The following is a 21,291-nucleotide window of genomic DNA, read 5'->3' on the forward strand; positions in this document are numbered from 1 at the left end:
ATGTCGCACGACTACCGCGCGCAGGTCGAGGCCGCCTTCCCTGAACTCGCCGACATCGAGGACGCCGACCTCCGCGAGCGAGTCGTCGAGGCGTGGTGTCTCGGTCTCGCCCGCGGCGGCTGGCGCGACATCGACGACATCCCCTACGCGTGGAACATCCACGAGGTGACGAACGTCGAGCACGTCCGCGGCGTAACGCGAATCGCCGTCCGCGCCGCCGAGGAACAGCGGGATTTCCACGGCGCGGACCCGGAGTTCGACGTGGTCCGCGCGGCCTGCCTCCTCCACGACGTGGGCAAGTGCTACGAGTACGTCGATTTCGTCGACGACGACGTGCTCGACGACCCCGACCCGGAGTACGCCAGCGGGGAGATTCCGCACTCGCTTTCGGGCTACGCCCTCGCCCACGAGGCCGGCTGCCCGCTCGCGGTCCAGCGCGCCATCCCCCACTTCATCGGCGAGATTCCGACCCGGACGCTCGAAGCCGAACTCGTCAAGAGCGCGAACTCGGCGTCCTCGAACGCCATCACGCAGGCCGCGATGGGAATCAGCCTACAGGAGTGGGTCGAGCGGTACTCCCAGACCCAGTAGTCCGACGCGAACCGCCGCGACACTCGTCAGCATACCTATTACCCCGCGCTTCGTAGCTCGCGCCGATGTACGAGCGCGTCAACCTCGCCGACCTCGAACCGCACGACGTGGAGAACGCCGACGCCCGAGTCAAGGCCGTCGGCTACGAGCTTCGCCCGCGGAAGATGCGCCCGTCGGTCTGGTCGTTCGACGCGGGCGGGTCGGGACCGATGCACTACCAGCGCGAACAGGAGGAACTGTACCACGTGCTCTCCGGCGCGTTCGAACTCGCCTTCGCCGACGACGACGGTGAGGTGACCGACGCGCTCGACCTCGAACCGGGCGACTTCGTGGTCGTCTCGCCCGACGAGGTTCGGCAACTGCGCTGCGTCGAGGACGGCGAGGTGTTCGTCGTCGGCGCGCCGAACGCGAAGGACGACGGCGTCGTCGTGGAGTGAGCGGGCGGCTCACCCTCCGCACTCGTCGCGTTTCCGACGAGTGCCGGATTATAAGGGCGCTCGCGACGATTCGGTGATATGGTCATTCCCGGTTACGACCCGGACGACCTCGACGACAGACTCGAGGAACTGCTCACAGAACGCGACCTCGCGGACTATCTCACGCCCGACGAGCGCGAGCGCTACGACTCGGGCGAGAGCCTCGTCGACCTGCTGTCGCCCGACGATATCCGCGACCTGCTGGACGGTCCCGAGACCGAGGGTGCCGACGACGCTCGGCGGCCGTGACCGACTCCGCGGCGGCGTTTCGGCCGGTCGGACCTTGGCCCGTCGGGTCTCGGCTCAGACCGGCTCCAGTCCGTGTTCCTTCCGAAGCACGTTGAGGTAGTCGCGGAACCCCGTTTCGAGGTCGTACTCGGGGTCGTAGCCGAGGTCGGCTCGCGCCTTCGTCATGTCGAGTTCCTGGGTCCACGGGAGTTCGCCCTCGTCGGAGACCGTGAGGTCGGCGTCGGGGAGGAGTCGCCGCACCGTCTCCGCGGCCTCGCGAATCGTCGCCAACTCCCCGCGGACGTTGTAGACGCGTTGGGTGAGGTCGTCTTCGGGGGCGAACGTCGCCTTGCGGAACGCCTGCGCGATGTCGCGGACGTGTTGCCAGTCGATAACTTGGTCGCCGTAGTCGACGCTGAAGGGCTCGCCGAGCGCCGGTTTCTCGACGATGTTCGCGAGGAACGCGGACCCGCCGGTCTCACGGTACGGACCGTAGGCGACCGTCGGCCGGAGCGCGACGTGCGAGACACCGAAGTCCTCGTAATAGACCCGGGCCTGATGCTCGTTGTACTCCTTGGTCGCCCCGTAGAGCGTGTCGGGGTAGACGAGGTCGGACTCGGTCACGAAGTCGCCGCCGTAGTTCGCGGGCGGGGCGTACACCGCCGCCGACGACGCCCACGCGACGCGCTCGACCTGTTCGGGGAGGGCGCGCGCCGCCTCGAAGACGTTGTTCGTCCCCTGGACGTTCACGTCGAGCGCGGCCCGCGGGTTCTCCCGCGCCGTCGTCGTCAGGAGCGCCGCGAGGTGGACGATGTGCGTCGAGCCGGTCTCTCGAACCGCCCGGAACACGTCGGTCGGGTCGGTCACGTCGCCGCGGCGTATCGTCACGTCGTCGGCGACGCCGAGTCTGTCGAGGATGCGCGGGTCGGTCGAGCGGTCGTAGGCGACCACGTCGTGGCCGGCCGCGACGAGGTCCGACGCGACGTACGAGCCGATGAACCCGGTCCCGCCCGTGACCATCACGGTCGATGATGACATGCTATCGTAGTTCTCCCTGCGTGCGAGAAAAGTGTTTCCCGGGGAGCGGACCACCGGGAGGGCCGGCGACGGCCACTCACCGCGGCCGACGCTACTCGTGGAGTCCGCCGACCGACGCGTAGAACGACGACTGGAGCGTCGCGGCCATGTCCTGACTGCGGTCGATGCGGGCGTCGATGACCGTCGGGAGGCCGTGCGTCTTCGCGTCGGCGAGTGCATCGCCGAGTTCGCCCGGCGTCTCGACGCGGACGCCCGTCGCGCCGAACGCCTCCGCGACCCGCGCGAAGTCCGTGTCGTGGAACTCGACGCCCGCGATGTCGTCGGGCGCGTGCTGCATCTGTCTGACCATCCCGAGGCTGGTGTCGTTGAGGACGACGAACGTCGGCGCGACGCCGTGTTCGACCGCCGTCTCGACGCTCGTCATCGTCATGGCGAAGCCGCCGTCGCCCGCGACGCCGACGACGCGCTTGTCTGTCGCCAGCGCGGCCGACACCGCGGCGGGCGTCGCCCAGCCCATGCCGCCGACGCCGCCGGAGCCGAAGTAGGTCCGAACCGCCGGCGTCTGGAGGTAGTTGAGCAGCCAAAAGCGGTTGTTGCCGGAGTCGGCGGTGACGATGGTGTCCTCGTCGACGACGCGCTCGATTTCCTTGACGGCCCGCTGGGGGAGGATGGGGGCGGCGTCCGACTCGCACTCGGGCGCGTGGAACGACTCGCGGGCCTCCCGAGCTCGGTCCTCGGCCCAGTCGTTTTCGGAGCCGCCGGCGGCCGCGAGTTCGCGCAGCGATTCGGACGCGTTGCCGATGAGCCCCACGTCGGCGGGGTAGACCCACCCGGCGTTCCGCGGGTCGATATCGGCGTGGATAATCGTCTGCTCGTCGGGGCGGATGAAGTCGGGGGCCTGCCAGTTGGTGTCCATCGGGTTCATGCGACAGCCGACGACGAGGAGCGCGTCGGCCTCGCTGACGAGCCGGTTCGCGCCCTCGTGACCGAACGAGCCGATGACGCCGCCGGCGAGGCGGTGCGTCTCGGGGACCGTCGACTTCCCGAGGTAGGAGGTGACGACGGCCGCCTCGTAGGTCTCGGCGGCCGCGGCCAACTCCTCGTACGCGCCCGACGCGTGGACGCCGTTGCCCGAGACGATGACCGGTCGCTCGGCCGCTTCGAGCGCTTCGGCGGCGGCCGCGACGTCGCGGGCCGTCGGCGCGGCGGTCCACGTTCTGGTCTGCGTCTCGTCGTCCCAGACCGGCGGCACGGACTCGGCGGGGAACTCCTCGGTGACGGCGTCGCCGTCGAGCACGACCGCCGTCGGACCGGGTCGCCCGGCGACGGCGTGTTTGAACGCGAGTTGGAGGCTCCGAACCGTCTCGGTCGGGGTCCGCGGGAACCAGTGTTCCTTCGTCACGGCGTCGAGAAGCTTCGGGAGTTCGAGGCCGCCGTAGTCGCCGCGGGACTGCTGGTAGGGCGCGAGCGTCGAGTAGTTCCCGCGCTCGGAGGCCTCGGTGATGGCGACCATCGGCGACGAGGCGAGGCGCGCTTCCATCTGCCCGATGAGGCCGAGGCTCCCTATCCACGGCCCCTGTCCGGCGAGGACGCCCGGTTCGCCCGTCAGCCGGCCGTGCATCTCGGCCATGACGCTCGCCTCGCGCTCGTCGCGGGGGCGCACGAGGTCGATGTCCGACTCGGGCAGCAGGTCGAACAGCTCGATGACGCGGCCGCCGGGATAGCCGAAGATTCGCTCGACGCCGAGCCGTTCGAGGCTCTCGACGAGTCGTTCGCTCGTGTTCATGGATTCAGGACCTGTCGAGGTGGACCGTCTCCTCGACGTAGAGCGTCGGCCCCTGCTCCATGTCGCTGAACTCGGCCGCGTCGGCGTTCACGCGCTGGCCGACCTCGGAGTCGAACGCCGCCTTCAGAGCGGCCATGTCCTCGAAGTAGAGTTCGACGATGCCGTCGTACTCGGACCGCTCGGGGTCGGTCGGGACGCTCGTCGCGTACTTCACGAGCCCCGGTAGCTCCGCGGCGAGTTCCGCGTGGCTCCCCCGCCACCGCTCGACGAACTCCTCGTGCGTGTGGTCGTCGTCCCGGACGAGCATATTCACCAATTTAATCATGCACGTCTGCTATCCAATCGGACGCTACTTTGCTCTATCGCCGACTCGCGGTTCGAGCGTCCGCCGCGGTCGTTCGAGCGAGTGGAACCCCCGTTCGAACTGTTCGAACAAGATTTATCACGAACGAACACCGAAGTTAGGTGATGACAGACGACGAACAGCGCCGACCGGTGACGACGGCCGCCACGTCGCTCGGCATCCTCGAACGGCTCAAGTCGGGGGGCCCGATGGGGCCGACGGGACTCGCCTCGGAACTCGGGTTGGCCAAGAGCACGGTCCACCGGCACCTGAAGACGCTCGAACGCGAGGGGTTCGTCGTCCCCGACGACGACGGTTATCGGGTCGGGCTTCGGCTCCTCGACTTCGGCATCTACGCGCGAGACCAGCACCAGCTCTACGAGGTGGCGAAGCCGAAACTGGACGAACTCGCCGAGCAGACCGGCGAGAAGGTGTGGTGCGTCACGGAAGAGCAGGGCCGCGGGTTCCACCTCTACGGCGCGGCCGGCGCGCACTCGGTTCGGACGCCGGCCCGAGAGGGGACGCGCTCGTACCTCCACCAACTCGCCGCCGGCAAGGCCATCCTGTCGGCGTTCCCGGACGAACGCGTCCGCGACATCGTCGACCGACACGGCCTCCCGGCGAAGACGCCACGGACGATAACCGACCCCGACGCGCTCTTCGAGGAACTGGCGACGATTCGCGAGCGCGGGTTCGCGCTCAATCGCGAGGAAATCGTCCCGAAACTCCACGCCGTCGGCGTCGCCGTCACCGACAACGAGGGCCACCCCGTCGGGGCGATAAGCATCTCGGGGCCCTCGAACCGGCTTCGGGGCGACCGACTGACCGGCGACCTCGCCGACCTCCTCCTCGGCGCGGCCAACGAGGTCGAAATCAACCTCAACTTCTCCTGACCCGGTCGCTCGCCCCGCCGGCGAGCCGAGTATGCGGACCATTCGTTCGAATGGTTCGAACCCGTTCAGCGAACGTTCTCCCGCGCGAAGCCCGATAGTTCCGCTTTCGAGGGGTCGAGACGACGACTCGATTTCGACAATTGCTGTTCGAACTTCTCGAACAGATTGTGATTATATATTTATTATACTATCGTAAACTGACGCGGCGGGAACACGAACAATTACAGAATTAAATTTGTCACGGGCTGCGGCGAGCGGACAAACCGCTCGTCTGCCGGCTTATGGGCCGGACGCGTCGCCGCTGGGCCTCGTTCGCCCCGAAACCGCCGTATCCCCGTCATTCGAGACTCGGTGTTCGGTTCGCGCGCGAGACGGTCATCGATAGCGACTGCCGATACGGCGGCGTCGCTCGATTACGGACTCGCGTTCGAAAGGACGGAACGCTCGGTCCTCCACCGGCGCGCCCCCGATTCGGCCTCGCTCGCGGGCGGGTCGCTCTCGAAGACGTGTTCGCGTCGTGAAACTATAGTAGCGTTTGCAAGTCAATGCACACTCAATCGCACGCTGTCGTGCGATTGGATGTGTAACCAGTTGCAAACGCTACTATAGTGCTCGCACCTGCGCTGTGAGTTCTCGCCGGGCGGCGACGGCGGTTTCGAAACTGTTCGAGCAGTTCGAACGGCGCGAGTGGGGATCTATCGTTCGCGCTCGTGCCACTCGGGATCGCGGTCCTCGAAGAACGCGTCGATACCCTCGTCCTTGTCGGGCGAGCCGAACAGTTGAGCGAACAGCTCCGCCTCGTACTCGATGCCCTGTTCGAGGTCCGTCCGCGAGGCAGCTTTGACGGCCTTCTTGGCGAACTCCAAGGCCACGGGGCTCTTCGTCGCCATCATCTCGGCGAGTTCGTACACCCGGTCGTCGAAGGTCTCGTCGCCGTGGACCTCCTCTACGAGGCCGATGTCCGCGGCCTCCTCGGCGGAGATGAGTTCGCCCGTCAGGATGAGTCGCATGGCGTGGCCCTCGCCGACGAGGCGCGCGAGTCGCTGGGTGCCGCCCCCGCCGGGCATGATGCCGAGGTTAATTTCGGGTTGCCCGAGCTTCGCCCGCTCGTGGGCGATGCGCACGTCGCAGGCCTGCATTAGTTCACAGCCGCCGCCGAGAGCGTGGCCGTTGACGCGGGCGATGACCGGCTGTCTGAGGTCGTCGACGCGCTCGTACACCCGCGGTCGTTTGCTCGCCTCGCGCTGTTCGAGCATGTCGCGCTCGCGGAGCTCCGTCACGTCCGCGCCGGCGACGAACGCCTTCGCCTCGTCGGACCCGGTGAGGACGACGACGCGCGCGCTGCTCTCTTCGATGGCGTCGAGGACGCGCTTGAGTTCTGCCCGGAGCGTCGCGTTGAGCGCGTTCCGCGCGTCGGGGCGGTTCAGCGTCACGGTGACGACGCCCTCGACGCGGTCGCCGACGACGGCGTCGACCGTCTCGCACTCGGCGGCGACGGACTCGACGGCCGACGTTCCGCCGTCGGCTCGGGGACCGCCCGTCTCTCGGTCGTCGGCGCTCGGACCGTCGGCGCTCGGACCGTCGGCGCTCGGACCGTCGGCGCTCGGGTCGTCACCGCTCATCGGTCCATCACGTCCTCGCTCGCGCCGACGATTTCGCCGTCTTCCCAGACGTAGAACCCCTCGCCGGTCTTCTTGCCGAGCTTGCCGGCGCGGACCTTTCGCTTGAGAATCTGCGGCGGGCGGAAGCGCTCGCCGAGTTCCTCGCGCAGGTACTCGAGAATATCGAGTCGAACGTCGAGGCCGACCACGTCGCCGAGTTCGAGCGGGCCCATCGGGTGGTTGTAGCCGAGTTCCATCGCGGTGTCGATGTCCGCGGGCGAGGCGACGCCCTCCTGCACCATGCGCATGGCCTCGACGCCGAGGGCGACGCCGAGCCGCGAGGAGGCGAAGCCGGGCGAATCACCGACCTCGACGGCCGTCTTGTCGATGCCCTCGACGAACTCGGTGGCGAACGCCAGCGTCGACTCGCTGGTCTGTTCCGCGACGACGACCTCCACGAGCCCCATGATGTGGACCGGGTTGAAGAAGTGGAGCCCGAGGCCGCGCTCGGGGCGTTCGAGGGCGCTCAGTATCTCGGTCACGGAGAGCGACGACGTGTTCGACGCGATGACGGCGTCGTCGTCGACGAGGGATTCGACCTCCGCGACCGTCTCGCGCTTGAGCCCCATGTCCTCGGGAACCGCCTCGACGACGAGGTCGGCGTCGGCGACCGCCGCCTCCAGCGAGGTCGTCCCCGAGAGCCGGTCGAGCGTCGCCGCCATCTCGTCGGGCGTCACCTTGTCGCGGTCGACGCCGCCCCGGAGGTTTGACTCGATGGCGTCAAGCCCGTCTTCGACGTACGCCGCTTCGATGTCGCGCATCGTCACCTCGTGACCGGCCATCGCGGCCACCTGCGCGATGCCGTGGCCCATGGTTCCCGCGCCGAGTACACTCACTTGCATCACCGGAAGGGGTTCGGGAACCATCATAATCGTTTGCCCTCGTTTCGGCATCGGTGACCCCGTCCTGCTCCCGCGCCCCCGGACGGTTACTCCCGCCGCGCCTCGGTCGGGACGACCTTGAAGCCGTATCTCACGACGCCCTCCTGCTCGTAGATGCGGCGCGGGACGGCCTCGACGCGGTCGCCGATTGCGGGCGTTCCGGCGGGCGAGTGGACGACCTGCGCGGGCGCGCTCACGGCTCGGTCGTCGGCCTCGCCGTCCGGGCCGTCGAAGGCGACGACGGCGACCGGGAACGACCCGGCGCGCTGCTGCTGCTCGACGAACTCCGGCGGCGCGCCCCCTTGTCCGATGGCGGTCGCGGCCTCGACGGTCCCCGTCCCGGGGAGCGTCGCGTCGTCGTAGCCCGCGAGCGACCCGCAGTCGGGACACGCGCCCTCCGGCGGGAACGAGAGCGCACCGCACTCGGTACACTCGCCGGCGACGAGGCGGTGGCGCTGCGGAATCGTCCGCTTCCACGTCGGCACGCTGACGTACGCACCCCCGCCGGCCGGCTCCCCGCCGGTGATGGTCCCGCGCCGCCGGAGCGCCTCCGCGTAGGTGAGTTCCACGTCGCCGTCGAGGTCGGCCTCGACCGGGACGGCAGAGGTGGCGGAGGTGGCGGAGGCGTCGGAGGCGGCATCTGACGCCCTCGTACTGAGCGCGAGCGCGGTCGCCCCCGCGCCGCCGCCGTAGCCGACGAGGAGCACCGAGGTCGCGGGGGACCGGCCGTTCGACTCGTCGCCTGCCGCGTCGTCCTCCGAGTCGGCGAGCGCCGACGCGAGTCCGAGAAACGGCCCGGCGGCCCCGGTGTCGCCGGTTCGCGAGACGACGGTCCCGGCCGCGATTCGCGCCGGTTCGACGCCGAGCGCGGCGGCCGCGCGGTACGGGAGTTTCCCGTCCGGCGCGGTGAGCGCCACGGCGTCGGGGTCCAGTTCGGCGACGTCGATACCGAGGGCCTCGACCGCCCCGCCGACCGCCCGCGTGTAGGCGTCGCGCTCGTACTGCGTGACGCCGATGGACTCCGTCTCGGCGCTCCCGAACCCACGGAACCGCGTGCCGGGCGCGGGGTCGCCGAACTCGCCCACGGCGTCGACGGCGAGCGGAGCGTCGTCGGTGAGGACGAGCGCGGCCGCCCCTGCCCCGGCACCGGCCGCCTCGTCGCTTTCGGGCGCTCCGCGCGGGCTGTCGGCGACGACGACGAGCGCCGGACCGCCGCTCCCCGTCCCCGCACCTGCGTCCGAGTCTCGGGTCGCCTCGACCGTCGCCGCCAGCGCCACCGCGCCGGCGCGGGTGCTTCCGCCGAACTGCCGGGTCGGAACCGACGGGGCGACGCCGAGGAGCGAGACCAGTCGGACCGCGCTTTCCTCCTCGTCGTTCGGCGGCGTCGTGGTGGCGAACGCGAGGTGTCCGATATCGCTCGCGTCCACGCCGGCCGCGTCGAGCGCGCGCCGGCCCGCTTCGGTCGCCATCGTCAGCGTGTCTTCGTCCGCGTCGGCGACGGCGACCCGCTCGACGCCCGGCGCGCCGCCTTTGCCCCACGCCTCGCGGTAGGCCGACGCGGGGAGGGAGAGTCTGGGGACGTACGCGCCGACGCCGGCGATTCCGGGGGTCGCTCGCGCCGAGTCGTCGGCGCTCATAGCGCCCCCCCTTCGAGGACGTGGACGACGGCGGCACCGCCCGACCCGCCGACGTTGTGGGTGAGGCCGACGTTCGCGCCGGAGACCTGTCGGTCCCCCGCCCGGCCGCCGAGCTGTTTGAACGCTTCGACGACCTGTCCGGCGCCCGTCGCGCCGATGGGATGGCCCTTCGATTTCAGGCCGCCGGAGGGGTTGACGGGCAGGTCGCCGCCGAGTTCGGTCGCGCCCGAATCGACCAGTTCGGGCGCGTGTCCGCGCTCGCAGAAGCCGAGGTCCTCGTACGCCAGCAGTTCGGCGATGGCGAAGCAGTCGTGGACCTCCGCGAAGTCCACGTCGTCGGGGCCGAGACCGGCCATCTCGTAGGCGGCCGCGGCGGCCCGCTCGGACGATTCGACGGCGGTGTAGCTGTCGCGCTGGAAGAGGCCGACGCGCTCGGAGGCGGCACCCACGCCCGCGACGCGGACGGCGTCGTCGCACGCGCTGGCGACGTCCTCGCTGGCGACGAGGACCGCGGCCGCGCCGTCGGAGGTCGGACAGCAGTGATAGAGGTTCAGCGGGTCGGCCACGACGGGCGCGCTCCGGGCGTCGTCGAGCGAGCACTCGAAGCCGAGGTGCGCCTTCGGGTTCTTCGCGCCGTTCGCGTGGTTCTTGACGGCGACCTTCGAGAAGTGGTCCGGCGAGGCGTCGTAGGCGTCGAGGTACGCCGAGGCCATCTGGGCGTAGACGCCCGCGAACGTCGTCCCGGTGAGCCGCTCCCACTCCGTCTCGCCGCTGACGCCGAGCCAGTACTTCGCCACGTCGCCGCTCATGTCGGTCATGACCTCGTAGCCGCCCGCGAGGGCCACGTCCGCCATCCCGCTTTTGACCGCCTGCACCGCCTGTCTGACCGCGTATCCGCTCGCTGCGCAGGCGTTTTCGATTCGGGAACAGGGGACGCCGTGGAGGCCGACGTGCTCCGTCACGGCCGGCCCCGATAAGCCGAGTTGCCGCCCGCCGACGCCGAGCGACCCGACGACGGCCTCGTCGATATCGGCCGCCTCGACGCCGCCGGCGCTCCCCAGCGCCTCCTCGAACGCGGTCGCGAACAGCGACCGATAGCTCTCGTCCGGAAACGCGCCGTACTTCGATTGGCCCGCTCCGACGATGTATGCGTCTCGCATGGTAGTCGATTGCGTATCCCCCGCGAAATAGGTTCGCCCCGCGGCGCGGTCGTCCGACCGCATCATTTTTATCATATTCTATCATCGACTTCAAACGTACATGGTATTCGATAGCACGGAGACCGCCTCGCGGGAGGAACTCCGCGAGGTCCAGGACGGTCGCCTGCGGGAGACGGTTCGGAACGCGTACGAGAACGTCGAGTTCTACCGCGAGACGTTCGACGAGGCCGGACTCTCGCCCGCGGACATCGAGAGCGTCGAAGACCTGTCGAAACTGCCGTTCACGACGAAAGAGGACTTCCGCGACCACTACCCCACGGGGATGTTCGCGGTCGACATGGACGACGTGATTCGCGTCCACGCGTCGTCGGGCACGACCGGCAAGCCCAAAATCGTCGGCTACACCCGCGAGGACCTCGACGTGTGGAGCAAGGCCGTCGCGCGGTGTCTCGTGGCGGCCGGCGTCGGTCCCGACGACGTGGTTCAGAACGCCTACGGCTACGGCCTGTTCACCGGCGGTCTCGGCCTCCACCAGGGCGTCGAGGAGCTCGGCGCGACGGTCATCCCCATCGGCGGCGGCAACACCCAGCGACAGGTGGAACTGCTCTCCGACCTCGGAAGCGACGTCATCGCGTGCACCCCGTCGTACGCGCTCTATCTCGCCGAGGTCGCAGACGACATGGGAATCGACATCCGCGACCTGCCGCTTCGGACGGTCATCTTCGGCGCGGAGCCCTGCACCGAGCCGATGCGGAACGAAATCGAAGCGCGACTCGGCGTGACCGGCATCGACATCTACGGCCTCTCGGAAATCGTCGGCCCCGGCGTCTCCGTCGAGTGCGAGGCGCAGGACGGCCTCCACGTCTGGGAGGATTACTTCTACCCCGAGGTGGTCGACCCGAACACCGGCGACCCCGTCGAGGAGGGCGAGGAGGGCGAACTCGTGTTGACGACCCTCGCGAAGGACGCGCTGCCGGTCCTCCGGTATCGGACGGGCGACCTGACCACGCTGGACTACGGCACCTGCGAGTGCGGCCGAACCTGCGTCCGCATGGACAACATCACGGGCCGGTCGGACGACCTGATAATCGTCCGCGGCGTGAACTTCTACCCGAGCGAGGTCGAGTCGGTCGTTCTCGAGTTCGACCAAATCGCGCCGCACTACCGCATCGACCTCCGCCGCGAGGGGAACCTCGACCGGGTGGAAATCACGGTCGAACTGGTCGAGGAGTTCGGCGGGTCGCTGTCGGACCTCGAAGGTCGGATTCAAAAGCGGCTCTCGAACGTGCTCTCGTTCACGCCCGACGAACTGAACCTCGTCGAGTACGGCGACATCGCGCGCACCGAGGTCGGAAAGGTCCAGCGCGTCTACGACCACCGCGGCCAGTAACGCGCGCCGTCAGCGACCGCCGGGTTTGTAGACGCGGCCTCGAAACGTCGCGATTCGCTCGCCGTCCCCGTCGGAGACGACGACCTCGTACTCAGCGGTTCGCCCCCCGAGATGCGTCTCCTCGGCGACCGCGCGGAGCGTCTCGCCCACCTCGGCGGCCGCGAGGTACGAGATGTTCGTCTCCAGCGCGAACGCGGCGTCGCCGTGGCTGTTCGAGGCGGCCGCGAAGGCCGCGTCGGCGAGGCTGTACACCGCGCCCCCGTGGGGCGTCCCGTGGAAGTTCAGGTGGTCTTCGGCCACGGTCAGCGTCGTCTCCGCGTACCCGTCGCCGACCTCGGCGAGGTCGATACCGACGCGCCCGCAGTAGGGGTCGTTCGAGGCGCGCTCCCGTATCTCCGCGTAGTCGTCTTGCTCCGACATGCGACCACACGTCGTCCTGCGCTCCCCAAGTAGGCATCGACTGTCAGGAAAGATAGGTATGTAAACTACTTTATCTGATGACGGTGACGGTGAGATATGGCATACAGCTACGAACCGCACTACTTCGAGGACTTCGAGGAGGGCAAAGAGTTCCAGAGCGTCGGCCGCACCGTCACCGAGGCGGACTTCATGATGCACTCCGCGCTCTCGGGCGACTGGACCGAACTCCACACGAACAGCGAGTACGCGGAAGACACCCAGTTCGGCCAGCGAATCGCCCACGGGCCGATGACGTTCGTCCAGTCGACCGGCTTCGTGTATCGCTCGGGCATCGTCGAGCGCACCGCCATCGCCTTCCTCGGGATGAACTACATGGACCTGCCGAACCCGGTGTTCATCGGCGACACGCTCTCGCAGACGATGGTCGTCTCGGAGCGAAAGGACCTCGGGAGCCGCGACGACGCCGGACTGGTCGTCCTCGAAATCGAGATGACGAAGCAGGACGGTACCGTCGTCCTCGAAGGCGACATGAAGTTCCTCATCAAGACGAAGTCGGCCGAGGAGTAAGCCGGCTCCCCGACAGGAGACTCACGAATCCACCCGCTCGCCGCGGACGAACAACGCGTCGTCGGCTCCCTTCTCGCCGTAGTCGTCGTGGTACTCCATCAACTGAAAGAGCGCGCCGGTCGGGTTTCGCGGCGAGACGAACGCCTCGGTCCAGCCGTCTTCCACCGCGCGCCCCACGACGCGCTCGCCCGGCGGCGCCGGCCCCGTCGCGGTCGCGGTCGTCGAATCCGAGGGTACCGAGTCGTCGGGAACCATCTCCGACGAACTCGGTGTTCCTAACTATTAATAGCTAAGGTGCGAACTCCGAGTCATGAAACTCGGGACGGGACTGTTCACCTGCCAGCGGCGGCCGGACGACGACCGGCCGATGGCCGACCTGTACGACGAGATGCTGACGCTCGGGCGCGCGATAGACGACGCGGGCCTCGACAGCGCGTGGGTGTCCGAACACCACTTCATGCCGGACGGCTACCTCTCGGGGACGATGCCCGCGCTCGGGGCGCTCGCGGCGGCGACCGAGTCGGTCGAACTCGGCACGTGTATCGCGCTCGCGCCGCTGTACGACCCGATTCGGCTCGCGGAGGACGCGGCGACGGTCGACCTTATCTCGGGCGGCCGAACGACGCTCGGCCTCGCGATCGGCTCCAACCCCCGCGAGTTCGACGCCTTCGGCGTTCCGCGAGACGAGCGCGTCGACCGCCTCGCCGACACGGTCTCCCTCCTCCGCGACGCGTGGTCAGACGGTCCGATAGCGCACGAGTCGCCGTTTCACGAGGGTGCGACCGGCGTCGACGTGACGCCCAAACCGGCACACGACGTGCCCCTCATGCTCGGCGGCGCGGCCAAGCCCGCGGTTCGCCGGGCGGCCCGGACGGCGGACGCGTGGTGTGCGCCGTCGTCGCTCTCCCTCGGCGGCCTGCGCAAGCGCGTCGAGGACATCCGGAGCGTTCGGGAAGCCGAGGGCCTCGACGGGGAGTTCACGATATACGTCCTCCAACACGGCTTCGTCGGCGACTCGAAGGCCGAGGCGTGGGACGCGATGAGAGACGGCTACCTCTACCTCCAGCGCCGGTACGCCGAGATATTCTCCGGCGACGAGGTCCACGAACTGTCCGACGAGCGCCGGGCGGAACTCAAAGCACAGGCCGTCTTCGGTACGCCCGACGACGTGGTCGCGGAACTCGCCCGCTACCGCGACGCCCTCGGCGACGACATCCACTTCATCTTCCGAACCTACCACCCCGGCATCGGCACCGACCGGATGGTCGAGTGCGTCCGCCGACTCGGCGACGAGGTCCGCCCGCGACTCGTCTGAAGGGGCCGAATCGGCGGTTCAGGGCCGAACGCGACGTTCTTGTCGCCAGCGAAACGCAAACATTTAAACGTGAAGTTTTTCATGTTACATGTGAACATACATACCATGAGAGACGATTGTTCAGCGGACAGCGGCGCACAGCCGCGTCCGTCGCGGCGACGGTTCGTACAGGCGGCTGGGTTGGCGGGCGTGACCGGGCTGACGGGCGTCGCCGGCTGTCTCGGCGGCGGTGGGGGCGGCGGGTCGAACGCCATCACCTATGGAGTGATTAGCCCGATGACCGGCCCGTACGGCGGTCTCGCGGTCGGCCAGCGAAACGGGGCCGAGTTGGCGATACGACACGTCAACGAGAACGAGGACATCGACGTGGAGATAACGGGCGTCTACGAGGACACCGAGGCGGACCCCTCGACCGGCCGGCGGAAGGCGCAGTCCGTCGTCGAGCAGGACGGCGCGTCGTATCTCATGGGCGCGATATCGTCCAGCGTCGCGCTCGCGCTCAACGAGTTCGCGGCCGAAGAGGAGCTCATCTACAACCCCGGCGGGGCCGCGGTTCCCATCACGGGGTCGAACTGCAACGAGTGGGTGTTCCGCGCCGAGACGAACACGGCGCAGATGGCCGAGGCCGTCTCCGACTACACCGCCGAGAACCTCGGGACCAAGGTGTGGTTCCACATCGCCGACTACGCCTACGGCGAGTCGGTGATGCAGCGCGTCGAGCGCCGCATGCGCGACGGCCACGACATCGAAGTCGTCGGCCGGAGCCGCTCGCAGCTCGGCTCGACCAACTACAACTCCTACGTCAGCCAAATCGCCAACTCCGACGCCGAGGTGGCGGTTCTCGGCATGACCGGCGGCGACCTCATCAACTTCGTCAAGCAGGCGGCGAGCCAGGGGCTCAAAGAGAGCGTGAACCTCATGTCGCCGACGATGACGTTCTCGGTCGTCCGCGGCGCGCTCGGCGAGGCCGCCTACGGAACCTACGGCGGGGTCCGCTACCTGCCGACGCTCGAAACGGGCGACAACCAGTCGTTCGTCGAGGCCTACCAAAGCGAGTACGACTCCCTGCCGGACAACTTCGCGCGGGCCGCGTACATGTCCATTCGGATGACGGCGCGGGGCATCGCGGAGGCCGGCTCGACCGACCCCGCGGAGGTCAAGGAGGTGCTTCCGGGCCTCGAAATGGACACGATTCTCGGGCCGAACCAGTTCCGCGACTGCGACCACCAGGCGATGAACCCGGTGTGGCCGGGCGAACTCGTCGCGCCGGACGGCGGGAGCGGTCCCGCGACCGTCGAACTCGGCGAGATGATAGCCGGGGCGGACGCGCTCCCCGACTGCGGCGAACTCGGCTGCTCGCTCTAGCATGTCGGTCGCTAGTGCCGTCGCCGAGCAGGTCCTCAACGGGCTCGTCGTCGGGATGGTGTACGTCCTGCTCGCGGCCGGGCTCTCCATCATCTTCGGCGTCATGGACGTCATCAACTTCGCCCACGGAGAGCTGTTCGCCCTCGGCGCGTACTTCGCGTTCGCCATCGCCGGCCCCCTCGGCGGCGCGGGCTTCTGGGTCGCGCTCGTCGTCGCGCCCCTCCTCGTCGGCGTCGTCGGGATGGGAATCGAGCGGCTCACCGTCAAGCGGCTGTACGGCCGCGACCCGCTGTACCACATCCTCCTGACGTTCGGACTCGTCCTCATCATCAACGACCTCATCACGTCGGTGTGGGGCAAGTCCGCCCAGCCGTTTCCGGTTCCCTCGGTCCTCGACCAGCCGGTCGCGCTGTTCGGGTTCAACTACTCGCTGTACAACTACGGCATCATCGTCTTCGGGTCGGCGCTGGCGCTCGGCACGTGGCTCCTGTTGAACCGCACCCGCTTCGGGATGATAATCCGCGCCGGCTCCGAGGACCGCGAGATGGTCCGCACCCTCGGCATCGACATCGACCGCTACTACACCCTGACGTTCGGATTCGGCGCGGCGCTGGCCGGCGTCGCCGGCATCGTCCTCGGCGCGTACCAGAACGTCAGCCCGACGATGGGGAGTTCGGTCATCATCCCGGCGTTCGTCATCGTCGTTCTCGGCGGCCTCGGGTCGTTCCGCGGGGCCGTGGTCGGCGGGCTGTTCGTCGGCCTCGTCCAGACGTTCGCCCGGACGTACGCGCCGTTCCTGGAGGGACTCATCGTCTTCCTGCTTATGATCGCCGTGCTCGTCGTCAAGCCGACGGGGCTGTTCGGCACGAGCGTCGGCGCGGGCGACCACCACGACGGCGCGCTCCTCCACGGCTCCGGCGGCGGCGTGCTGTCCGCGGAGACGCGCGCGAAACTCGGCTACGCCGGCGTCGGCGCGCTCCTCGTCGTCCCGCTTCTCGCGGAGGTGACCGGCGTCACCTACTCCGTGACGCTCCTCGAAGACATCCTCATCTGGGCGCTGTTCGCGCTCAGCCTCGACCTCGTGCTCGGCTACGCGGGTCTCGTCTCGCTCGGTCACACGCTGTTTTACGGGGTCGGCGCGTACGCCTCGGTCCTCACGCTCATGCACGTCTCGCCGTCGGTGTTCGTCGCGCTCGTCGTCGCCGTCGCCGTCTGCGCGGCCATCGCGTGGGGCGTCGGTTACCTCTCGATACGCGTGTCCGGGGTGTTCTTCGCCATGATAACTCTCGGGTTCGCGGAGCTGTTCTACAACGCCGTGTTCAAGTTCGACTTCACCGGCGGCTCCGACGGCCTGTTCGGCGTCGACGCGTTCTACGGCCTCGCCGGCCTCGGCATCGACCCCGGCGAGTTCGCGGTCCCGCTGGGACCGGTCGTCCTCGACGGCGGCGTCGTCCAGTACTACTTCCTCCTCGCCGTCGTGGTCGGGTCGTACCTGCTGGCCCGCCGCCTCATCCGCGCGCCGTTCGGCTCGGTGCTGCAGTCCATCCGCGAGAGCGAAGAGCGCGCCTCCTTTATCGGCTACGACGTGACCGCCTACAAGCGCCGCGCCTTCGTCGTCTCCGGCGGCCTCGCAGGGCTCGCCGGCGGACTGTTCGCCGCCAACAACGGCTACGTCGCGCCGTCGTTCCTCCACTGGATAAACTCGGGCGAGGTCATCGTGATGACCGTCCTCGGCGGCATGGGGACGCTCTACGGACCGATGCTCGGCGCGGGCGTCTTCGTCGCCGCGGAGGACGTGCTCTCGTCGTACATCGACCAGTGGCAGCTCGCCATCGGCGTGCTGTTCGTCCTGTTCGTCATCTTCGTGCCGCGGGGGCTCGTGTCGCTCCCGCGGACGGTGGCCGACCACCCGCTTTTCGAATCGGCCGTCGGCGACCGGTTCCGCGACCGCGTCGGCGAACAGGCCGGTGTCACCGACCCGGAGGTAGACCGCCATGAGTGACCCCATACTGCGGACGGAGAACCTGACGAAGGAGTTCGGAAAGCTCGTCGCCGTCGACGACGTGACCCTCGACGTGGAACGCGGCGAGTTCCGGAGTCTCATCGGCCCCAACGGGGCCGGCAAGACGACGACGTTCAACCTCCTGACCGGCGCGCTCCGGCCGACCCGCGGCACCGTGACGTTCAACGGCGAGAACGTGACCGCGCTCCCGCCGCACGAGCGCGTGCGCCGCGGCCTCGGCCGGTCGTTCCAAATCACGAACGTCTTCTCGGGGCTCACGGTCCGCGAGAACGTCCGCCTCGCCGCGCAGGCGGCCCGCGAGGGCGGTTTCACGCCGGTCGAAGAGTACCTTCGGCGAAGCGACGCTTTCGACGACGTGAACGAGCACACCGACCGCGTGCTCGACCGGTCCGGCCTCCTGGGCCGCGGCGACGAACCCGCGGACGTGCTCGCCTACGGCGACAAGCGCCGGCTCGAAATCGCCATCGTGCTCGCCACCGACCCGGACATGGTGCTTCTGGACGAACCGACCGCCGGCATGAGCGCCGAGGAGACGCGGGCCACGATGGACCTCATCGACGAGGTGCTGTCGGACCGGACGCTCCTGCTCATCGAACACGACATCGACCTCGTGATGCGGGTGTCCGACCGCATCACGGTCCTCCACCGCGGCGAGGTGCTGGCCGAGGGGACGCCCGAGGCCGTCTCGGAGGACCCGGAGGTCCGCGAGGCCTACTTCGGGGGTGTCGAGGCGTGAGCGACGAACCGCTCTTGTCCGTCCGCGGACTCGTCTCGGGGTACGGGTCGACCCGCGTTCTGCAGGGCATCGACCTCGACGTGCCGCGGGGGTCTGTCGTCACGCTCATCGGGCGCAACGGCGTCGGCAAGACGACGACGCTCCGGAGCATCCTCGGGAACGTCCCGCCGTCAGCGGGGACCATCACCTTCGACGGGACGGACATCACGACGCTGTCGCCGGAGAAGACCGCCCGCGAGGGCATCGCGCTCGTCCCCGAGGAGCGCCGCGTCTTCCCCGGCCTGACCGTCACCGAGAACGTCGAAATCGGCCGCATCGGCGGTCGGCGAGACGTCGAGAAGCCGAGCGTCGACGCCGTCGTCGACGAGTTCGAGAACCTCGCGCGCCACCGGAACAGCCGGGGGGCGAACCTCTCGGGCGGCGAACAGCAGATGCTCGCTATCGCCCGCGCGCTCGTCTCCGCGCCGGACCTCCTGTTGCTCGACGAACCGACCGAAGGGCTCGCGCCCGCTATCGTCAAACAGGTCCAGCGAAAAATCGAGGAACTGAACGACGACGGCGCGACCATCCTCCTCGTCGAACAGAACGTGCAGGTCGCCCTCGACGCCGCGGACTACGTCTACATCCTCGACAAGGGCCGGGTCGTCCACGAGGGCCCCGCCGACGAGGTCGCGGCCGCCGACGAGGTCCTCGACCGGTACCTCGGCGTCTCGATGGCCGACTGACTGAGCGACCGGCGTCTCGCCGGTCGCTCGGTCGGGGCCGACCGACGAAACGAACTTAACGCACCTGTGCGAAGTGGTGGCATGGACATCGAGGAGTTCTTCGAGAGCATGCCGTTCGCGCGGCTCTTGGGCGTCGAAGTCACCGAGGCCGCAGACGGGCACGCGGAGGGTCGCATCGAGATGCGCGAGGAACTGTCGTGGAACGCCGACCGGGTGATGGCCCACGGCGGCGTGACGTTCACTCTCGCGGACACGGTCGGCGGCGCGGCGCTCGTCAGCGAGGTCGACCAGCCCGTCCCGACTATCGACATGCGAATCGACTACCTCAACGCGGGGACCGGTGACCTCCGCGCCGAGGCCGACGTGGTCCGACTCGGCGGCGACGTGGGAACCGTGGACGTGGACGTGTACGCGACGGACGGGAATCACGTGGCGACTGCGAGGGGAGTCTACAAGACCGGTTGAGTTCCCCGCCCGCCGCGCAGTTAGTAATCAACAATAGTTAATATTATGCGCGAAAAGGGTATTTCGTAATGGAATACAGTGGACCGACCAGTCTCTACATCGACGGGGACTGGGTAGCCGCGGCATCGGACGAGACCATCGAGACGCGCGACCCGGCGACCGAAGCGCCGTACGCCGAGGTCGCCCGCGCGGGCGAGGCGGACGTCGACGCCGCGGTGCGGGCGGCGAACTCGGCGGGCGCTCGCGGCGGCGAGTGGGAGACCACGAGCGCGGCCGAGCGCGGCGAGAAACTGCGCGCGATGGCCGACGCCATCGAGGCGCGGAAAGACGAGATAGCGCTCGTCGAGTCCCACGATAACGGCAAGACGCCGTTCGAGGCAGGTATGGAGGTCCAGATGGTCGTCGACACCTTCCGCTACTACGCCGGGTGGACCGACAAGGTGACCGGCGAGTACAACCCCGTCCCCGGCGGGCGCGTCAACTACACGACCCGCGAACCGCTCGGCGTCACCGGACACATCGTCCCGTGGAACTACCCCTTCCAACTCGCGGGGCGCAGCCTCGCGCCGGCGCTCGCCTGCGGCAACACGGCGGTGGTAAAGCCCTCCAGCCAGACGCCGCTTTCGGCGCTCTACTACGGCCTCGCGGCCGAGGAAGCCGGCCTCCCCGACGGCGTGGTGAACGTGGTTCCCGGGAGCGGGTCCGAGGCGGGGTCGGCGCTCGCCTCGCACCCCGACGTGGCGCACGTCACCTTCACCGGCAGCACCGAAGTCGGTAAGGGCGTCATGGCCGACGCCGCGGCCACCGTGACCGGCGTCACGCTCGAACTCGGCGGGAAGGGCCCCAACGTCGTCTTCCCCGACGCCGACCTCGACGCCGCCGCCAAGGGCGTCCACTACGGCATCTTCATGAACGCCGGCCAGATGTGCTGGGCCGGGTCGCGCCTGCTCGTCCACGAGGACGTGGCCGACGACCTCGTCGAGCGAATCGTCGCGCGCGCCGAGTCGACCCCGCTCGGTTCCGGCATCGACGACGACGGTCGGATGGGGCCGGTCGTCAGCGAGTCCCACCGCGAGGACGTGTTGGAGTACATCTCCCTCGGCGTCGAGGAGGGCGCGACCATCGCCTGCGGCGGGGGCGTCCCCGAGGACAAGGAGACCGGCTACTTCGTGGAGCCGACGGTCCTCACCGACGTGACGAACGACATGACCGTGGCCCGCGAGGAGATATTCGGCCCGGTCCTCGTCGTCACCGAGTTCTCGGACCGGACGGAGGCGATCGAACTCGCCAATGACTCGCCGTACGGGCTTCTCGCCGGCGTCTGGACCGAGGGGCTCTCTCGCGCCCACCGCGTCGCCGACGCGCTCGACTACGGAATGGTCAGCGTCAACGAGTACCCGGTGACGTTCCCGCAGACGCCCTTCGGCGGCACGAAACAGAGCGGCCACGGCCGCGAGCAGGGCGCGGAGGCCGTCCGCGAGTTCACGCAGGCGAAGAACGTGAACCTCAACATCGGCTGACTCGGCCGCCAATTCGGCCCGTAATCCGCTGGACGCTTCGGCCCTCAACTCACTTCCCACTGAACGCCTCG

The 21,291-nt window shown here is 68.7% G+C and carries 22 protein-coding genes; 13 read left to right on the forward strand and 9 right to left on the reverse strand.

The window, feature by feature from the left end; all coding sequences use genetic code 11:
* The 3 genes from C454_RS19210 to C454_RS19220 all read left to right on the forward strand — a co-directional run bounded on the left by C454_RS19210 (position 1) and on the right by C454_RS19220 (position 1,316).
* A complete protein-coding gene (locus C454_RS19210) occupies positions 1–591 on the forward strand; it encodes an HD domain-containing protein (RefSeq protein ID WP_004978277.1) in 591 nt (196 codons plus the stop codon).
* 65 nt (positions 592–656) lie between these two features.
* Entirely contained in the window at positions 657–1,028 is a 372-nt protein-coding gene (locus C454_RS19215) for a cupin domain-containing protein (protein ID WP_004978278.1), read from the forward strand.
* A 78-nt stretch (positions 1,029–1,106) separates the two neighbouring features.
* Positions 1,107–1,316, forward strand: coding sequence for a hypothetical protein (locus C454_RS19220; RefSeq protein WP_004040881.1), 210 nt, complete (start codon positions 1,107–1,109; stop codon positions 1,314–1,316).
* A 54-nt stretch (positions 1,317–1,370) separates the two neighbouring features.
* Here C454_RS19220 and C454_RS19225 read toward each other — a convergent pair whose 3' ends face one another.
* From C454_RS19225 to C454_RS19235, 3 genes are all read right to left on the reverse strand, one after another.
* Positions 1,371–2,315 carry an NAD-dependent epimerase/dehydratase family protein gene (locus C454_RS19225; protein WP_004978282.1) on the reverse strand — a complete coding sequence of 315 codons (945 nt, stop codon included), beginning with the start codon at positions 2,313–2,315 and terminating at the stop codon, positions 1,371–1,373.
* A 109-nt stretch (positions 2,316–2,424) separates the two neighbouring features.
* Complete coding sequence (locus C454_RS19230) at positions 2,425–4,119, reverse strand: thiamine pyrophosphate-binding protein (protein WP_004978284.1); 1,695 nt, start codon at positions 4,117–4,119, stop codon at positions 2,425–2,427.
* Between the two features lie 4 nt (positions 4,120–4,123).
* Complete coding sequence (locus C454_RS19235; RefSeq protein WP_004978286.1) at positions 4,124–4,426, reverse strand: EthD family reductase; 303 nt, start codon at positions 4,424–4,426, stop codon at positions 4,124–4,126.
* Positions 4,427–4,587: 161 nt separating this feature from the next.
* Between C454_RS19235 and C454_RS19240 the strand changes: the two genes are divergently transcribed.
* Complete coding sequence (locus tag C454_RS19240; protein WP_004978289.1) at positions 4,588–5,355, forward strand: IclR family transcriptional regulator; 768 nt, start codon at positions 4,588–4,590, stop codon at positions 5,353–5,355.
* A 695-nt stretch (positions 5,356–6,050) separates the two neighbouring features.
* On the opposite strand, the gene C454_RS19245 is transcribed toward C454_RS19240, so the two are convergent.
* From C454_RS19245 to C454_RS19260, 4 genes are all read right to left on the reverse strand, one after another.
* On the reverse strand, positions 6,051–6,977 hold the full coding sequence (locus tag C454_RS19245) for an enoyl-CoA hydratase/isomerase family protein (RefSeq protein WP_004978290.1): 927 nt from the start codon (positions 6,975–6,977) through the stop codon (positions 6,051–6,053).
* The gene (locus tag C454_RS19250; protein WP_004978291.1) at positions 6,974–7,858 is read right to left on the reverse strand and encodes a 3-hydroxyacyl-CoA dehydrogenase family protein; all 885 of its coding nucleotides are present in this window, start codon (positions 7,856–7,858) and stop codon (positions 6,974–6,976) included. The genes C454_RS19245 and C454_RS19250 overlap by 4 nt, the downstream gene beginning before the upstream one ends.
* An 86-nt stretch (positions 7,859–7,944) precedes the next feature.
* On the reverse strand, positions 7,945–9,534 hold the full coding sequence (locus C454_RS19255; RefSeq protein WP_004978293.1) for a zinc ribbon domain-containing protein: 1,590 nt from the start codon (positions 9,532–9,534) through the stop codon (positions 7,945–7,947).
* On the reverse strand, positions 9,531–10,694 hold the full coding sequence (locus tag C454_RS19260; protein WP_004978297.1) for a thiolase domain-containing protein: 1,164 nt from the start codon (positions 10,692–10,694) through the stop codon (positions 9,531–9,533). The genes C454_RS19255 and C454_RS19260 overlap by 4 nt, the downstream gene beginning before the upstream one ends.
* A gap of 100 nt (positions 10,695–10,794) precedes the next feature.
* On the opposite strand from C454_RS19260, the gene paaK reads away from it, so the two are divergent.
* Positions 10,795–12,084, forward strand: coding sequence for a phenylacetate--CoA ligase PaaK (gene paaK, locus C454_RS19265; protein ID WP_004978300.1), 1,290 nt, complete (start codon positions 10,795–10,797; stop codon positions 12,082–12,084).
* Between the two features lie 9 nt (positions 12,085–12,093).
* Here the strand turns inward: paaK and paaI are convergent, their stop codons facing one another.
* Positions 12,094–12,504 (reverse strand): hydroxyphenylacetyl-CoA thioesterase PaaI, encoded by a 411-nt coding sequence (paaI, locus tag C454_RS19270; RefSeq protein ID WP_004978302.1) that lies wholly within the window; start codon positions 12,502–12,504, stop codon positions 12,094–12,096.
* Between the two features lie 96 nt (positions 12,505–12,600).
* Between paaI and C454_RS19275 the strand changes: the two genes are divergently transcribed.
* On the forward strand, positions 12,601–13,071 hold the full coding sequence (locus C454_RS19275) for a MaoC/PaaZ C-terminal domain-containing protein (protein WP_004978303.1): 471 nt from the start codon (positions 12,601–12,603) through the stop codon (positions 13,069–13,071).
* A 21-nt stretch (positions 13,072–13,092) separates the two neighbouring features.
* Here C454_RS19275 and C454_RS19280 read toward each other — a convergent pair whose 3' ends face one another.
* Complete coding sequence (locus C454_RS19280; RefSeq protein ID WP_004978305.1) at positions 13,093–13,326, reverse strand: hypothetical protein; 234 nt, start codon at positions 13,324–13,326, stop codon at positions 13,093–13,095.
* 55 nt (positions 13,327–13,381) lie between these two features.
* Between C454_RS19280 and C454_RS19285 the strand changes: the two genes are divergently transcribed.
* The 7 genes from C454_RS19285 (at position 13,382) to C454_RS19315 (ending at position 21,220) form a co-directional block, all read left to right on the forward strand.
* Positions 13,382–14,386: an LLM class flavin-dependent oxidoreductase gene (locus tag C454_RS19285; RefSeq protein ID WP_004978307.1), complete on the forward strand. Its 1,005-nt coding sequence runs from the start codon at positions 13,382–13,384 to the stop codon at positions 14,384–14,386.
* A 180-nt stretch (positions 14,387–14,566) separates the two neighbouring features.
* Positions 14,567–15,751 (forward strand): ABC transporter substrate-binding protein, encoded by a 1,185-nt coding sequence (locus C454_RS19290; RefSeq protein WP_004978309.1) that lies wholly within the window; start codon positions 14,567–14,569, stop codon positions 15,749–15,751.
* 1 nt (position 15,752) lies between these two features.
* Positions 15,753–17,753: an ABC transporter permease gene (locus tag C454_RS19295; RefSeq protein WP_004978310.1), complete on the forward strand. Its 2,001-nt coding sequence runs from the start codon at positions 15,753–15,755 to the stop codon at positions 17,751–17,753.
* A complete protein-coding gene (locus tag C454_RS19300; protein WP_004978312.1) occupies positions 17,746–18,510 on the forward strand; it encodes an ABC transporter ATP-binding protein in 765 nt (254 codons plus the stop codon). Before C454_RS19295 ends, C454_RS19300 begins: the two co-directional genes overlap by 8 nt.
* On the forward strand, positions 18,507–19,235 hold the full coding sequence (locus C454_RS19305) for an ABC transporter ATP-binding protein (protein ID WP_004978314.1): 729 nt from the start codon (positions 18,507–18,509) through the stop codon (positions 19,233–19,235). Before C454_RS19300 ends, C454_RS19305 begins: the two co-directional genes overlap by 4 nt.
* Before the next feature lie 81 nt (positions 19,236–19,316).
* Positions 19,317–19,700 (forward strand): PaaI family thioesterase, encoded by a 384-nt coding sequence (locus C454_RS19310; RefSeq protein WP_004978316.1) that lies wholly within the window; start codon positions 19,317–19,319, stop codon positions 19,698–19,700.
* 68 nt (positions 19,701–19,768) lie between these two features.
* Complete coding sequence (locus tag C454_RS19315; RefSeq protein ID WP_004978319.1) at positions 19,769–21,220, forward strand: aldehyde dehydrogenase family protein; 1,452 nt, start codon at positions 19,769–19,771, stop codon at positions 21,218–21,220.
* The last annotated feature ends 71 nt before the right edge of the window (positions 21,221–21,291 follow it).

The sequence above is a fragment of the Haloferax gibbonsii ATCC 33959 genome (genome assembly GCF_000336775.1).
Classification (GTDB): domain Archaea; phylum Halobacteriota; class Halobacteria; order Halobacteriales; family Haloferacaceae; genus Haloferax; species Haloferax gibbonsii.